11 protein-coding genes are annotated in these 16,067 nt (G+C 71.0%); all 11 read left to right on the plus strand.

Translation table 11 applies throughout. The features are described from left to right. Positions 1-87: 87 nt before the first annotated feature. The 11 genes from KBX21_RS20565 to KBX21_RS20615 all read left to right on the plus strand — a co-directional run bounded on the left by KBX21_RS20565 (position 88) and on the right by KBX21_RS20615 (position 16,055). Positions 88-465: a hypothetical protein gene (locus tag KBX21_RS20565; protein WP_049568497.1), complete on the plus strand. Its 378-nt coding sequence runs from the start codon at positions 88-90 to the stop codon at positions 463-465. Then, on the plus strand, positions 462-2,315 hold the full coding sequence (locus KBX21_RS20570; RefSeq protein ID WP_210843114.1) for a glycosyltransferase family A protein: 1,854 nt from the start codon (positions 462-464) through the stop codon (positions 2,313-2,315). The genes KBX21_RS20565 and KBX21_RS20570 overlap by 4 nt, the downstream gene beginning before the upstream one ends. Continuing rightward, a complete protein-coding gene (locus KBX21_RS20575) occupies positions 2,312-4,153 on the plus strand; it encodes a hypothetical protein (protein ID WP_210843116.1) in 1,842 nt (613 codons plus the stop codon). The genes KBX21_RS20570 and KBX21_RS20575 overlap by 4 nt, the downstream gene beginning before the upstream one ends. Next, positions 4,150-5,766: a glycosyltransferase family A protein gene (locus tag KBX21_RS26980; protein WP_210843118.1), complete on the plus strand. Its 1,617-nt coding sequence runs from the start codon at positions 4,150-4,152 to the stop codon at positions 5,764-5,766. Before KBX21_RS20575 ends, KBX21_RS26980 begins: the two co-directional genes overlap by 4 nt. 16 nt (positions 5,767-5,782) lie before the next feature. Continuing rightward, entirely contained in the window at positions 5,783-7,399 is a 1,617-nt protein-coding gene (locus KBX21_RS20585; protein WP_210843120.1) for a glycosyltransferase family 2 protein, read from the plus strand. Positions 7,400-8,036: 637 nt separating this feature from the next. Next, on the plus strand, positions 8,037-9,101 hold the full coding sequence (locus KBX21_RS20590) for a 3-isopropylmalate dehydrogenase (protein ID WP_049568503.1): 1,065 nt from the start codon (positions 8,037-8,039) through the stop codon (positions 9,099-9,101). A gap of 204 nt (positions 9,102-9,305) precedes the next feature. Beyond that, complete coding sequence (locus tag KBX21_RS20595; protein ID WP_049568505.1) at positions 9,306-10,430, plus strand: branched-chain amino acid aminotransferase; 1,125 nt, start codon at positions 9,306-9,308, stop codon at positions 10,428-10,430. Positions 10,431-10,769: 339 nt separating this feature from the next. After that, positions 10,770-12,380 (plus strand): citramalate synthase, encoded by a 1,611-nt coding sequence (cimA, locus tag KBX21_RS20600; protein ID WP_210843121.1) that lies wholly within the window; start codon positions 10,770-10,772, stop codon positions 12,378-12,380. 392 nt (positions 12,381-12,772) lie between these two features. Beyond that, positions 12,773-13,720, plus strand: a complete 948-nt coding sequence (locus KBX21_RS20605; RefSeq protein ID WP_210843133.1) for a carbohydrate ABC transporter permease — start codon at positions 12,773-12,775, stop codon at positions 13,718-13,720. Continuing rightward, positions 13,717-14,619: a carbohydrate ABC transporter permease gene (locus tag KBX21_RS20610; RefSeq protein WP_199776479.1), complete on the plus strand. Its 903-nt coding sequence runs from the start codon at positions 13,717-13,719 to the stop codon at positions 14,617-14,619. Before KBX21_RS20605 ends, KBX21_RS20610 begins: the two co-directional genes overlap by 4 nt. A 32-nt stretch (positions 14,620-14,651) precedes the next feature. Then, positions 14,652-16,055: an ABC transporter substrate-binding protein gene (locus tag KBX21_RS20615; protein WP_210843123.1), complete on the plus strand. Its 1,404-nt coding sequence runs from the start codon at positions 14,652-14,654 to the stop codon at positions 16,053-16,055. Positions 16,056-16,067: the final 12 nt, after the last annotated feature.

The following is a 16,067-nucleotide window of genomic DNA, read 5'->3' on the forward strand; positions in this document are numbered from 1 at the left end:
CATTCCTCGTCGGTCGGTTCTCGGGAAATCCGGTGTTCCGCGCGAATGGGGTTCGAATTGCGTTTTCTGCGGCGGCGTCTCGTTCTCATGTCCGTTCTTTCGGTGCTCGCGGTCTCCGCGGCACTCGGATCGCTGTTCTTCATGGGGTTGGTCGACCTCTGGTCGGCCGTGCAGATCACGGTCCTGGCCGGGCTCACCGGCCTGATCGCGCTGCTCGTGGTCCAGACACGGCGGACCGCCGCCCAAATCCGCCAGCTCCGTCGGGGCCTCGACCGGCAGGTGCGCGAGGTGGCCGAGATCGCGGGCGAGAACAGGGCCGAGATGTTCGGCCGTGCCGACGACCTGACCGACCGCCTGGACTCGGTGGCCGAGTCCGTGTCCGAGCTGCGCACGGAGATGAGCGGTCGGCTGTCCGAGGTACAGGTGATCAAGACCGCCCCCGTGCACAGCCGGGCGGTGTCGTGAGGGAAGGGGCCCTGACCGAGGCCCTCCGGGGGCGCGGGGCGGGGCGCCTGCTGCTGTGCCACGTCGGTGAGGGAACCGACCCGGGCCCCGTCCGGCCCGGGGACGGGTTGGAGGTCGTCGACCTCCGGAAGGCGGACGGGCGCGAGTTCGACGGACCGGTCGAACGCGTCGTGGTCCTCGCGGCCACCACGGCGGACCTGCGTGCGGCGGTCCCGCTGAGCGCGGGACTGCCCTCGGCCGCCGACCTTCGGGTGGTGGTCGCCGCCTCGGCCCGGCACACCGGCCCGCCCATGCCCACCCCACCGGGCCTGGGGCAGTGGGAGGGCCTGCTCCACTTCCAGGTGGGCCGCCTGCAGGGCCGGGGGTGGTCGTGCTCGTTCGCGTTCACCGATCCGGTCGACTCGGGGGCGGTCCTGCGGGCGGTCGCGCAGGCGATGGTGGGTGGTCGGCGTGGCCAGGCCGCGCCGCGGAGGGAGGACCCGGACGTGGTTCCGGCCACGGGCCCCACCTGGGCCGTACTGGGACGTCCCGGCGCGCTGTCGGCCCGCCCGACGATCCGGGAGCTGTCGGTGGACGACGTTCCGGTGGTGGACGAGCGGGTGGTGAACCCGATGGGTTTCACCCGGGGCTCCACCTCCCGTGTGGGCCGGTTGGTCTCGCGTGGCGGGCGTTGGGTGCTGGTCGCCGGAAACGGTGTGCGTTGGCGGGTGCCGGAGGACGGCTCCGTCTCGGACGTGGACGTGGCGGGTCTGCGTGACCTGCGCGCGGTGCGTGTCGAGTGGGGTCGGCACAGCGGTCCGTTGGCGGCGGTCCGCGCGGTGGCGGGCCTGGCAGTCGCGGGGATTCCACTGGTGAGCGGCCCGGTGCCCGGATGGGCGCGGTGCCTGGGCGCGGAACTCTCGGACCTGCTCACCTCCGTGGAGGAACGGTTGATGGTGGACCCGCAGGCGCGGGAGGAGCACAGTGTCCGGTTGCGGCGGGCAGCGCTGCGGGTGCACGGGGCGCACGGTCGGGCCCGCCTCCTCGCCGAGTCGCGGGGTCTGCCGATGCCGTTGGAGCCCTCGGTGTCGGTGGTGCTGTGCACGCGGCGACCGGAGATGGTGGGGTTCGCGCTGCGGCAGGTGGCCCGTCAACGGGGCGTGGAGGTGGAGGTCGTGCTCGCGCTGCACGGGTTCTCGGCGGACGTTCCGGGTGTGGCGGAGGCGGTCGCGGATTACCGGAGGGGCGGCCGTTCGCTCGTGGTCTGGGAGCCGCCGGAGGACCTCGTCTTCGGTTCGGTGCTGAACGGGGCGATCGCGAGGGCCAGCGGAACCCTGGTGGCGAAGATGGACGACGACGACTGGTACGGGCCGCAGCACCTGTCCGACCTGTTGGAGGCCCGCCGCTACTCCGGGGCCGACCTCGTCGGGAGCATCGTCTCCTTCGCGTACCTGGAATCCCTCGACCGCACGGTGCGCCTGGCGGGCAAGACCGACGCCCTGTGGCACAGGGCCGCCGGGGGCACCCTGATGACGGACCGCAGAACGCTGGAGGAGGCGGGCGGGTTCGCCCGGGTGTCGACCGCCGAGGACACGCACCTGCTGGTGGCGATCGAGCGGATGGGCGGCCGTGTCCACCGGGGGCACGGCTGCAACTACGTACTGCGGCGCAAGGCGGACGGCCACACCTGGGGCGTCGGCGCGGGCTACTTCCTGCGGCTGAGCAGCGAACGGCAGCTTCCGGGGTGGCGGCCCAGCGCCCTGCTGGAACCGGATCCGGAGGACCTGCCGACCACCGTCCTGGCCGGGACCTGGACGGATCTCGCCGAGTCGGAGGAGGAGCGGATCCGCTTCGCGGGGACGACCCGGTGATCGAGGCACTGTTGACCCGCGCGCGACGGGCGCACGGGGCGCGGACGGTCCTGATCGCCCACACGGGCCCGGGCGCGGCCGCGACCGCGGCGACGCTGGCCGGGGAGACCGGGGGCCGAGTCGTCGACCTGGGTCGGGGCGGAGGTGCCAGGGGCGCACGGACGAGGCCCCCGGTCGACCTGCTCGTACTCGTCGCCGTGACCGCCGCCGACCTGCGCGCCGCCGTCCCGCGGGCCGAGCGGCTGCCCGCCGCGACCGGGTTCGGTATCGCGGTCCGGGGCACGGCGCCGCGCCAGTCCCCGCCGATGCCCGCCCCGCCGGGGCTGGGGGAGTGGTCCGGTCTGCTGTACTCGCGGACACGACGACTGCCGGACCGGGGCTGGATGTGGGAGTTCTCCTTCGTCGACCCGGTCGAGGCGGCACTGGTGCTGGAGGCCGTCGCCCGGGGACTGGCGGGCAATCGGCGCGGGCCCGGCTGGGCCACGCCGACCAGTGCGGGGAACCGGTCGGCGACCGACCCGTCCTGGCTGCGCCTGGGCGGACGGGGGGCGGTGTCCCGGGCGGCCGGGGCCACCCGTCTCTCGGTGGACGACGTTCCGGCGGTGGACGAGCGGGTCGTGAACCCGACGGGTTTCACCCGGACCTCCACTCCGCGTGTGGGCCGGTTGGTCTCGCGTGGCGGGCGTTGGGTGCTGGTCGCCGGGAACGGTGTGCGTTGGCGGGTGCCGGAGGACGGCGCGGTGTCGGACGTGGACGTGGCGGGTCTGCGTGACCTGCGTGGGGTGCGGGTGGAGTGGGGTCGGCACAGCGGTCCGTTGGCGGCGGTGCGCGCGGTGGCCGGTCTGGCTGCCGCGGGGATCCCGCTCGTGGGTTCCCGCCCGCCGCTCTGGGCGCGTCCCCTGGGGGAGGAGCTGCACGCCCTGCTCGCGCACTCGCCCGAGGAGGAACTGGCCGACGAGCTCTTCCGCGAGGAGCACAGCGTCCGGTTGCGGCGGGCGGCGCTGCGGGTGCACGGGGCGCACGGTCGGGCCCGCCTCCTCGCCGAGTCGGGCGGTCCTCCGATTCCGGCGGAGCCCTCGGTGTCGGTCGTGCTCTGCACGCGGCGACCGGAGATGGTGGGGTTCGCGCTGCGGCAGGTGGCCCGCCAGCGGGGCGTGGAGGTGCAGGTCGTGCTCGCGCTGCACGGGTTCGAGGTCGACGCTCCGGGGGTCGCGGCCGCGATCGCGGAGTACCGGAGGGGCGGCCGGTCCCTGCTGGTCTGGGAACCACCGGGCGACCTGGTCTTCGGTTCGGTGCTGAACGGGGCGGTGGCCCGGACCAGCGGAACCCTGGTGGCGAAGATGGACGACGACGACTGGTACGGGCCGGAGCACCTGTCGGACCTCGTGCTGGCGCGCCGCTACTCGGGCGCCGAACTGGTGGGATGCGCGGCCGAGTACCACCACCTGGAGCACCTCGGCCTGACCGTGCGGCGCCTGGTCCCGTCCGAGGCCTTCGCCGAACACGTCACCGGCGCCTCGATCCTCACCGACCGCACCACCCTGGAGGAGGTGGGCGGCTTCCGACCCCTGCCGGTCGACGAGGACGCCGGGCTCCTCGACGACGTGCGGGACGCGGGCGGTTCCACCTACCGGACCCACGGCCTGGGATGCGTCATCCGGCGCAGGGGATCCGGCCACACCTGGAGCGAGACCTCCGGCTACTTCCTGCGCGAACCCCTGCGCCAGTGGCGCGGCTGGCGTCCCAGCGCACTGCTGGAGTCCAGCCCGGAGGACGCCCCGGCACCGACGACCGAGACGACCACACCCGACTCTCCGACAACTGGGAGCGACCGATGACGCTTGTCCAGGGCGGTCCGGCGGAGGCGCCGTCGACGCCCCGTCCGTTCATCCGCCGCAACGACTACTCGGTGCTGGAACCGCCACCGCTGGGGGAGTGGGAGCCGGACCTGTCGGTGTGCGTGGTCGTCCCGACCTACGCCGGGCAGGAGAAGCTCGACCTGACTTTGGCGTCGATGGCCGCGCAGAGCTATCCGTCCGCTCTGACGGAGGTCGTGGTGGTGGACGACGGCAGTGATCCGGCGTTGCGGCTGCCGCCGATCCGCCCCGAGCACACCCGGATCGTGCCCAACGACCCCGGCGGGTGGGCGCGCGGGCACGCGCTGAACACCGGCGCGGCCGCCACTGACGCGGACGTGCTGCTGTTCTTCGACGCGGACATGATCGCCTTCCGCGAGCACCTCGAGGCGCAGATGCGCTGGCACCACCTGGCCGACTACGTCGCGGTCACCGGTCATCTGCGTTGTGTCGAACACACACCCGGGACCCTGTTCCCGGCGGCCGTCCTCGACGCGGTCCGCCGGGGCGAACCCGAGGCGCTGGTGGCCGGTCCGGGTGAGGAACTGGTCTGGCTGCGGCGTGCCTACAAGCGCACGGACCTCCTGCGCGAGGTCGGCCACCAGGGCTTCCACTACTTCATCGGCGGGACCGGATCGGTGCGCCGAGCCTTCTTCGAGGAGTCGGGCGGGGCCGCGTCCGCGCTCGTCCTGGGAGAGGACACCCACCTCGGATACCGGTTCGCGCAGAACGGGGCGGTCTTCGTGCCCGAACTGGAGGCTGGTAGCTGGCACCTGGGACTCCCGCAGATGGAGGCCCGCAGGGAGGAGGGGGGCCGGTTCCGCCGCCCCTTCGTCGGATCCCGGCTCCCGCTCGCCGAAGAGCGACGGTCCCTGAGGGGACGCCAGTGGGAGGTGCCGCTGGTCGACGCGGTGGTCGAGACCGAAGGGGCGGGGTTCGACGAGGTGGCCCAGACGGTGGACGCGCTGCTGGCCGGTGACGTGGCCGATGTCCGGGTCACGTTGGTGGGGCGGTGGTCCCGAGTGACGCCGGGGCGGCACCGGGTCCTGGACGATCCGGACCTGGACGTGCGACTGCTCCACGAGCACTACCGGTGCGAACCGAGGGTGCGTCTGGCCGAGTCGGAGCCGGTGGGCGACCCCGACGTCCCCTTCGTGCTGCGGGCCGTCCCAGGGCAGCCCATGGCCCCGCACGCCCTGAACCACATGATCGGGCTGGCCGACGAGACCCACTCGGGGCTGGTGCGCGCCACGGGGCCCGGTGACGACCTGGGCGGCCCCCGGCTGGAACGCGTGGCGGCCCTGGCCCGCGCACGGCGGCTGCGGGTGGCGGAGGAGGACCTGGACGACCTGGTGGACCGGGTGGCCGGAGTGCACTGGATCGACGGCGACGCGGTGTTGTCCACGCAGGAGGAACCGTCGGAGGCACCCCCCGTGAAGGCGGTGGCGGAGCCCCCGGGGGACTGGCGGGAACGGTTGGAGCAGGCCCAGGCGCGGGCGGAGTCGGAGCGGGTCCGAGCCGAGCGGTTGGAGAGCCGGTTCCGCTGGTTGACCAGGAGCCGAACCGGTCGGCTCCTGTACCGGATCATCGGTTGAGGACGTGGGACGGGACATGGTGAACGAGGGCGTGCGCGGCGCGGGGACCGGTTCCGGAACCGCGCGAGGAGGGACCCGGGAGGGAAGGCCCCGGGTGGTCCGCAACGACTACTCGGTGCTGGAACCGCCGCCCCTGGGGGAGTGGGAGCCGGACCTGTCGGTGTGCGTGGTCGTCCCGGCGTACGGCGGGCAGGAGAAGCTCGACCTGGCGCTGGCCGCACTGAGCGCGCAGAGCTATCCGTCCGCCCTGACGGAGGTCGTGGTGGTGGACGACGGCAGCGAGCCCGCGCTGCGGCTGCCGACCGTGCGTCCCGAGCACACCCGGCTGGTCGTCGCGCCCGAGCACGGATGGGGCCCCGGGCACGCGGTCGGCGTGGGGGTGGAGGCCACACGGGCGTCGGTCGTGATGCGGCTGGACGCGGACGTGGTGGTCGGCCGCGAGCACGTCGAGGCGCAGATGCGCTGGCACCACCTGGCCGACTACCTCGTCGTCATGGGCGGGGTCGAGTTCGGTGACCCCGACCCCGGGCTGACCCCCGCCGAGGTGTACGAACTCGTGCGCTCGGGGAGGCACGCGGACCTCACGGGCGCGGGCACGGACAGCATGGAGTGGATCACCGAGGTCCTGGAACGCACCGAAGGACTGCGTGACGCGGGGCACCGGGCCTGGCAGATCTTCACCGGGGCCACCGCCTCCCTGCCTCGCGCGCTGTACTCGACCGCCGGAGGGTCGGCGGCCGACCTGGTGATGGGCGAGGACAGCGAACTCGGCTACCGGCTCTCCCAGCGGGGCGCGGTGTTCGTCCCCGAGCCCCTGGCCACCGGTCTGCACCTGGGGAGGCCGACGACGGAGGAGCGCGGGGCGGAGGCGGCGCGCTTCCGGCGGCCGTTCATGGAGAACCGGGTACCCCGGCTGAACTCGCGTCGTGTGGCACCCAAGCGGTCCTGGCAGGTGCCGTTCGTCGACGTGGAGATCGACACCGTGGGTCGCGCGTTCGAGGACGTCACCGCGACGGTGGACGCCCTGTTGGCCGGTGACGTGGCCGACGTCCGGGTCACGTTGGTGGGCCAGTGGTCCCGGGTGACACCGGGACGGCACGCCACGGTGGACGACCCGGCGCTGGACGTGCGACTGCTCCACGAGCACTACCGGTGCGAACCGAGGGTGCGCCTGGCCGAGTCGGAGCCGGTGGCCGACCCCGACGTCCCCTTCCGGCTCCTGCTGTCGCCGGGCGTGCGTCCGAGGAGGCGGATGGTGCGGGCCCTGACCGCGGCCGCCGACCGGGAGGGCGCCGGGCTCGTCCTCGTGCGGGGCGCCGGTGGACGGACACGGTCCCTGCGCCTCGAGCGCACCGCGGCCTTCGCTCGCGCGCGGCACCTGGGTGTGGACGAGGCGGACCGGGACGCCGCCGTGGCCGAGTTGTGGGGTGTCCACGAGCTGGACCACACCGGGCTCCTGACAGTGGACGAGGAGGAGGGTGGCGGACCGCCGAAGGACTGGCACCGGAAGATGCGCAAGGCGGAGAAGGCACAGGTCCGCTGGCGGACGGAGGCCGAGCGGTGGGAGCGCCGCGTCCGCGCGCTCACCCAGGGGCGTGGTGCGTGGCTCCTGCTCATGGGGATCCGGAGGTGAACAGGGGCAGCCGCTCGAACGGGCCGATCTCTGTCGTGCCGCTTTGACCATTGGAAACGCCGAAGCGTCTCACAGTGTGAGAATCTCTGGTCATATAGTTGGACATCCGATATTCTGACGTCCTAGGAGTCAGTGGTGTCGGCTCCACCGCCGCACACCACGGTCCAGCGCCTACTCCGCCCGGCGCCACCCTTGTCCGGGCGTCCTGACGCGGTCCTTCCGCGCCGGGTCGTGTCGGCGCCTCCGGCAGACGATCCCGCCGGGGCGAGCTCCTGTCCTTCTGTAGTGGACAACGTCGCCCACACCGCGCCCGTCCGGGCCGATCCGGCCTCCGCCGCCATCGGGCCCAGGGGCGCACACCGTCGAACGCCAGCGGCTGAGCCGTACGCTCCCGCCGTCACGCAGAGCCTCCGGAGGATCACATGTACGACATGATCGAGTACCCGTCCACGCCCGACGCCGACGACGAGATCCACCGCGCCCTCCAGGACGCGATCAACCGTCGCGACTGAGCGGATCCGAGGTCGGGCGGCTGTACCGGTCACCTGGGCCGGTACAGTTGTCTCACCTACTGTTCCCTTGATCTCGCCAGGTGAGACAGCCGTGGTGGGGTCACGTCCGAGTTAGAGGCAGTCCAATGGCAGCTCGCACCCTGAAACTGGCCGTCATCCCCGGTGACGGGATCGGCTCCGAGGTGGTCGCCGAGGGTCTCAAGGTGCTGGAGGTCGCGGCCTCCCAGTACGACCTGGCCATCGACACCACCGAGTACGAGCTCGGAGCCAGGCTCTGGCACCGCACCGGCGAGACGCTGCCCGACTCGGTCGCCGCCGAGCTGCGCGAGCACGAGGCGATCTTCCTGGGGGCCGTCGGCGACCCGTCCGTCCCCAGCGGCGTCCTGGAGCGCGGCCTGCTGCTGCGCCTGCGCTTCGAGTTCGACCACTACGTCAACCTGCGCCCCGTGCGCCTCTACCCCGGGGTGGACAGCCCCCTGGCCGGTGTGGCCCCCGAGGACATCGACATGCTGGTCGTGCGTGAGGGCACCGAGGGCCCCTACGCGGGCGCCGGGGGTGTGCTGCGCAAGGGCACCCCGCACGAGATCGCCACCCAGGACAGCGTCAACACCCGCTTCGGCGTGGAGCGCCTGGTCCGCTTCGCCTTCGAGAAGGCCGCGGCCCGCCCCCGTCAGAAGCTGACCCTGGTGCACAAGGACAACGTCCTGACCTTCGCGGGCGAGCTGTGGCAGCGCACCGTCAGGGAGGTCGGGGCCGAGTACCCGCAGGTGTCCGTGGACTACTGCCACGTCGACGCCGCCGCGATGTACTTCGTCAACCAGCCCGGCCGCTTCGACGTGGTCGTCACCGACAACCTCTTCGGCGACATCATCACCGACATCGGCGCCGCCATCACCGGCGGCATCGGCTTGGCCGCGAGCGGCAACATCAACCCGGACAACACCTTCCCCAGCATGTTCGAGCCGGTCCACGGCTCCGCCCCGGACATCGCGGGCCAGGGCAAGGCCGACCCCACCGCCACCGTGCTCTCCGCCGCGACCATGCTGGACCACCTGGGCCTGCCCGAGGCCGCGGGCCGGATCGAGGCCGCGGTCTCCGCCGACCTCAAGACCCGCGCCCAGGACGGTGTGGTCCGCACCACCTCCCGCATCGGTGACGACCTCGCCGCGCGAGTAGCCGAGCAGGGCTGACACCACCGACGTCGGCCCTGCCACCTCTGAGGCGCGGCCGACGACGTACGAACCAACCGTGATCGTCAGCGGGCGCGCCGGAGACCCATCCGCGCGCCCGCTGTCCGTGTGACCCGACCTGGCACCGGGTGCGCTCTTCCGACACACTAGATCCCAGGTCGGCGGCGCTGCCGACCGGTTGCATCCGAGAGGACCACCGACGACATGGACAACAACACCACCACCACTGGGTTGACGTTCGACATCCAGCTCTCCGACCAGCGGAAGACCCCGCGGGAACGTGAGGAACTGCTGGAGAACCCCGGGTTCGGCCAGGTGTTCACCGACCACATGGTGAGCATCCGGTACACGGAGGGCAAGGGCTGGCACGACGCCAAGCTGGAGCCCTACGGTCCGCTGAGCCTGGACCCCGCCACGGCGGCACTGCACTACGCGCAGGAGATCTTCGAGGGGCTCAAGGCCTACCGCCACCCGAACGGCTCGCTGGCCTCGTTCCGCCCCGAGGCCAACGCCGCCCGCTTCAACAGAAGCGCCGCGCGCATGGCCATGCCGGAGCTGCCCGAGGAGCTCTTCCTCAAGTCCATCGAGCTGCTGCTCGAACACGACGGCGAGTGGGTCCCCTCCAAGGAGTACTTCAGCCTGTACCTGCGCCCCTTCATGGTCGCCACCGACGTGGGCCTGGGCGTCAACAACCCGTCGCGCAGCTACGTCTACCTGCTCATCGCGTCGCCGGTGGGTTCCTACTTCTCCGGTGGCGTCAAGCCGGTGACGGTGTGGCTGTCCAAGGACTTCACCCGCGCCGCCCCCGGCGGGACGGGCGCGGCGAAGTTCGCGGGCAACTACGCCGCGAGCTTCCTGGCCCAGGCGCAGGCCGTGGAGAAGGGCTGCGACCAGGTCGTGTGGCTCGACGCCCGCGAGCACCGCTGGGTCGAGGAAATGGGCGGCATGAACCTGTGGTTCGTGTTCGGCGAGGGCGAGAACGCCCGCCTGCGCACGCCTCCGCTGACCGGCACCCTACTGCCCGGCATCACCCGTGAGTCGCTGCTCACCCTCGCCCCCGACCTCGGCATTGCCGCCGAGGAGGAGCCGCTGTCCATCGAGGAGTGGAAGGCGGCCGCCGAGTCCGGTGAGATGACCGAGGTGTTCGCCTGTGGCACCGCCGCCGTGGTCACCCCGGTCGGCCACGTCAAGAGCGACGACGGTGAGTTCACCATCGGCGACGGCCAGCCCGGCCCTGTCACCATGCGCCTGCGTGAGGAGCTGGTGGGCCTCCAGACCGGCCTGCGCGAGGACCGGCACGGCTGGATCACCCGCTTCCAGGGGGCCTAGATCCCGGCGGGGGCCGTCACCGGACACCGGTGGCGGCCCCCGACACCTCACACGCGGCTCCGGAGTCACGAAAAGCGTCCGGTGTGTCCGATATGAGGATTATTCGTCTCGCCTGGTGAGACATATTGGCCCCGAGCTGCGACTCCGTCGGGTTCGTGTGGCACACTGGCGACATGCTGTCCCAGGTAGTCATTATTTTGGGGCGCGCTGGCTGACGACTTCCCGCCCAGACGCAGGGAAGAAACCGGACCCTGCCAGCGCGCTGACCTCTCGTGTCCACGAGGGGTCTTTTTTGTTGGCCGGGGCCGCCACACACAGCACCGACCGGGAGTTCCACCCATGAGGAACGACAGTTTCCACGTCTTCGACACCACGCTGCGCGACGGAGCCCAGCGCGAGGGGATCAACCTGCGGGTCTCCGACAAGCTGGCCATCGCGAAGCTGCTGGACGACTTCGGGGTCGCGTTCATCGAGGGCGGCTGGCCCGGCTCCAACCCCAAGGACACCGAGTTCTTCCAGCGGGCTTCACAAGAGCTGACGCTGGAACACGCGCGACTCACCGCGTTCGGCGCGACCCGCCGGGCCGGTGTGAGGGCCGCCGACGACCCACAGGTGGCCGCGCTGCGAGACAGCGGCGCGTCGGTCGTCACCCTTGTCGCCAAGAGTGACGACCGGCACGTCGAACGGGCCCTGCGCACGACCCTCGACGAGAACCTCGCCATGGTCGCCGACACCGTCTCTTACCTGCGCGAACACGGACAGCGCGTGTTCGTGGACTGCGAGCACTTCTTCGACGGCTACCACCACGACCCCGAGTACGCCCTCTCGGTGGTCCGCGCCGCCTCCGAAGCCGGAGCCGACGTCGTCGTCCTGTGCGACACCAACGGCGGCATGCTCCCCAGTGACGTCACACGCGTGGTGACGGAGGTGCTGGAGGCCACCGGCGCCCGTCTGGGCATCCACGCCCAGGACGACACCGGCTGCGCGGTCGCCAACACCCTCGCCGCCGTGGACGCGGGCGCCACGCACGTCCAGTGCACCGCCAACGGCTACGGCGAGCGGGTGGGCAACGCCAACCTCTTCTCGGTGGTCGGTGCGCTCGGCCTCAAGCGCGGTATGGACGTCCTGCCCGAGGGCTGCCTGGCCGAGATGACCCGCGTGTCCACCGCCATCGCGGAGATCGTGAACCTGGCGCCCGACACCCACCAGCCCTACGTGGGGGTGTCGGCCTTCGCGCACAAGGCCGGGCTGCACGCCTCGGCGATCAAGGTCGACCCCGACCTCTACCAGCACACCGACCCCGAGCTGGTCGGCAACCGTATGCGCATGCTCGTCTCCGACATGGCCGGGCGCGCCTCCATCGAGCTCAAGGCGCGGGAGCTGGGCCTGGACCTGTCCGGGGACCGCGAACTGTCCGGCCGGGTCGTGGACCGCGTCAAGAGCCTCGAACTGTCCGGGTACAGCTTCGAGGCGGCCGACGCCTCCCTGGAGCTTCTGCTGCGCGAGGAGCTGGGTTCCCCCGTCCGGTACTTCGAGACCGAGTCCTGGCGGGTGCTCACCGAGCGCCGTCCGGCCGCGGGGGTCAGCCCGCTGTCCAACGAGTACGAGAGCCTCAGCGAGGCCACCGTCAAGCTCCGGGTCAAGGGTGAGCGGATCATCGCCACGGCCGAGGGCAACGGGCCGGTCAACGCCCTGGACCGGGCGCTGCGCAGTTCGATGGAGAACGTGTACACGGCCCTCGCCGGGCTGGAGCTGACCGACTACAAGGTCCGCATCCTGGAGGGGACCTCGGGCACCAACGCGATCACCCGCATCCTCGTCACCTTCAGCGACGGGACCGAGGAGTGGACGACCGTCGGCGTGGGTCCGAACGTCGTCGACGCCTCGTGGGTGGCGCTGGAGCAGGCCATCACCTACGGGTTGCTGCACCAGGGCTACCCCCGGAGCTGACGGCCGGGCCACCGCCTGGAGGGGCTTGCGTCACCGGCCGCACTGGGGCACTCCGTGCACCGGTCCGGTGTCGGGCCGGTGACGCGACTGTCACGGTCGAAATCCCGACGTCACACGACCGTCTGACCCGAAAGTCGAGGTCAGGCGGTCGCGTCTTACCTGAAGGTAAGACAGACCTGTCCTTGGGGTCATAGCCAGTGTGTCTTCGACCACTCGATACTGCGGACTTTGAAGATGTCCGAGATGTACGAGTGGTGATAGATGCCCGTCATAACCAATGTGCGCGCTTTCGTTGGCGCGCAGTTCGCCGTCCAGCGAACCGCAGGTCACCTGCGCCCTGAAGACTTCGAACCGTGTCCTCACCCACCATCCGACGGGACGGGGGGAACGGGGTGACCCATGGTTCGGTGACAGAACGCCGCGCCGCGTCGCCACCCTCCCCCAAGCCCTCGAACAAGCGCGCCCGCCCGGGCCGGGACGCGATACTCGCCTGGGGCTTCCTCGGCCCCTCCGTGGTGATCTTCGCGCTCTTCCTGGTCTATCCACTGGGCCGCACCGTCTACCTGTCGATGCACGGCAACGACATCATCGGCCAGCCCAACCGCTTCGTCGGTCTGAGCCACTTCGCCGAGATGGCCTCGCCCGAGTTCGGCCGGATCCTCCTCACCACCCTGGTGTTCACCCTCGGCGTCGTCGTCCCCGGTGTCGTGGGCGCCCTCGTGGTCGTCCTCCTCCTGGAGGGGGTGCTGCGGGCCCAGCGGTTCCTGCGCGGGGCCTTCGCACTCCCCTTCGCCTTCTCCGTGGCCAGTGCCTCGGTGATCTTCGCGGTCTTCTACAGCCCCGGGAACAGCGTCCTCAACGGCGTCCTGTACCGGATGGGCTTCGACCAGGTCCCGTGGCTGACCTCCCAGGAGATGGCCCTGTGGTCGGTCGCCCTCACCACGGTGTGGATGAACCTCGGATACGGAGTCCTCGTGCTCGCGGCCGGGGTCGGCTCCATCCCCAAGGAGGTCAACGAGGCCGCCCGTATCGACGGCGCCACCGGGCCCCGCCTGGCCTGGGACGTCACCATCCCGATGCTCGGCCCGCAGCTCTTCTTCCTGATCGTGATCTCCACGATCAACGCGCTCCAGAGCTTCGGGCAGATCCACATCCTGACCGCGGGCGGACCGGTCGGATCCACGACCACCCTCGTCTACTCCATCTACCAGGACGCCTTCGCCTACGGGACCAGCGACTTCGGCCGGGCCAGCGCCCAGGCGCTCGTGCTCCTCGTGGTGGTCCTGGTGTGCACCGTCGTCCAGTTCGGTGTCATCGAGCGGAAGGTGCACTACTCATGACCGGGCCCTCCGCGACGGCCACCGCCGACCAGCTCTCCCGGAGCGAGCCGGTCCGCGCCCGCGCGCGTCACCGGCACGGGATCGGGCACGTCGTCGGCCGCGTCCTGCTGTACCTCATGCTGGCGGCGCTGCTCATCCCGGTGCTGTTCCCCGTGTACTACGTGTTCGTGGGAACCCTCATGGAGTCGCGGGAGCTGTCCACGTTCCCGCCGCGCCTGCTGCCCACCGGTGTGAACTTCGAGAACATCCAGGGGGCGCTCGCCGCCGTCCCGCTCCTGCGCATGTACACGAACTCACTGGTCATGGCCGGGATCATCACGGTCTGCCAGCTCGTGACGTCGGCCCTGGCCGCGTACGCGTTCGTGTTCCTGCGGTTCCGGGGCAGCGCGGTCGTCTTCGCCCTGTTCCTGTCCACGCTGATGGTCCCGGCCGAGGCCACCTTCATCCCGAACTACCTCACCCTGACCGGGTGGGGCCTGGGCAACACCTACGCCGGTCTGGTCCTGCCCTTCCTGGCCTACGCCTTCGGCACCTTCCTGCTGCGCCAGAGCTTCAGGCAGTTCCCCCGGGAGCTGTACGACGCGGCCCGCATCGACGGCATGGGGCACCTCAGGTTCCTGTGGACGATCCTCATGCCGCTCAGCAAGCCGGCCCTGACCGCCGTCGGCATGTACGTGTTCATCACCAGCTGGAACATGTACTTCTGGCCGCTGATCATCACGCGCAGCACCGAGATGCAGACCCTCCAGATCGGTCTGAACAGCCTCAAGGCGGGCGAGGCGGCCAACCCCGGCCTCGTCCTGGCGGGTGCGGCCCTGTCCGTCATCCCCACCCTCGCCCTCGTGATCTTCGGACAGCGCTTCATCGTCCGGGGCCTCACCGCGGGCGCGGTCAAGTAGGCCCCGAGAACCCAGTGGAGAAGAAGAATCCCATGACACGTATCCCCCGACGTCGCGGCGTGAAGGCCGCGGCCCTGCTCGCCAGCCTCGGCCTGGCCCTCAGCGCGTGTTCCGGAGACGGAGGGGGCGGTGGCGGCAGTGACCTCACCGCGCCCGGGCCGGAGGTCCTGGACGACCTCGACGAGGCGGTCCAGGTCGAGTTCTGGCACAGCATGGACGCCACCAACGGCCAGGTGCTGGACGGGCTCATCGACGAGTTCAACGCCCAGAACGAGGGCCGGGTACAGGTCACCGGCTCCTTCCAGGGCCAGTACGACGAGGCCCTGGCCAGTCACCGTGCGGCGATCCAGCAGGGCGACACCGCCGAGATGATCATGATCTTCGACCTCGGTACGCAGTTCATGATCGACTCAGCGCAGACCGTCCCCGCGCAGTCCTTCCTCGACGAGGACGGCTACGACACCTCCTCGATCGAGGACGCGCTCCTGAACTACTTCACCGTCGGCGGGGAGCTGAGGTCGTTCCCCTTCAACAACTCGACCCCGCTGATGTACGTCAACCGGGACGCGTTCGAGGAGGCCGGACTCGACCCGGACTCGCCGCCCACCGACCTCGCCGGCATCCGTGAGGCCGCCGAGGAGCTCACCGTCCGGGACGACGACGGCACCGTGATCCAGTACGGCTTCGGCGCCTCCGTGTACGGGTGGTTCATCGAGCAGTTCATGGCGCGCGCCGCCACCCCGTACTGCGACGCCTCCAACGGCCGTGACGGCCGCGCCAGCGAGGTGCTCTTCGACGACCCGAAGATCGTGGAGCTCGTCGAGTGGTGGGACCAGATGATCGAGGACGAACTGGCGGTCCAGATCGGTCGCAACACCGACGACGGACAGGCCGCGTTCACCTCGGGCCGCGCCGCGATGACGCTGGAGTCCACCGGTTCCCTGGGCGGCTTCATCGAGCAGTCCGACTTCGAGGTCGGCGCCGGTTACTTCCCGCTGATCGGCGCGGACGACCCGGGCGGTTCGGTCATCGGCGGTGCCTCGCTGTGGATCAACGGTGAGGGCCACACCCCCGAGGAGATCCGCGGGTCCTGGGAGTTCGTCCAGTTCCTGCTCACCCCGGAGTCGCAGTCGGTCTGGCACGCGGGAACCGGATACCTGGCGGTCAACACCGAGGGCTACGACGGTCCCGAGGCCTCCGAGCGCGCCGAGGAGTTCCCGCAATTCTCCGTGGCCGCCAACCAGCTGGCGGACTCGGTGATCAACGAGAACACGGCGGGCTGCATGATGGGCGTGATGTCCGAGGCCCGTGTCGCCGCCGAGGAGGGTTGGGAGACCGCCCTGACCAGTGGGACCCCCGCCGAGGAGGCCATGGCCGACGCCGCCGCGAGCCTGTCCCGCACGATCGAGGAGTACAACGCCTCGGTCGAGGACTGACGTGATCCGGTG

Source organism: Nocardiopsis sp. B62 (genome assembly GCF_018070675.1).
Taxonomy (GTDB): Bacteria; Actinomycetota; Actinomycetes; order Streptosporangiales; family Streptosporangiaceae; genus Nocardiopsis; species Nocardiopsis prasina.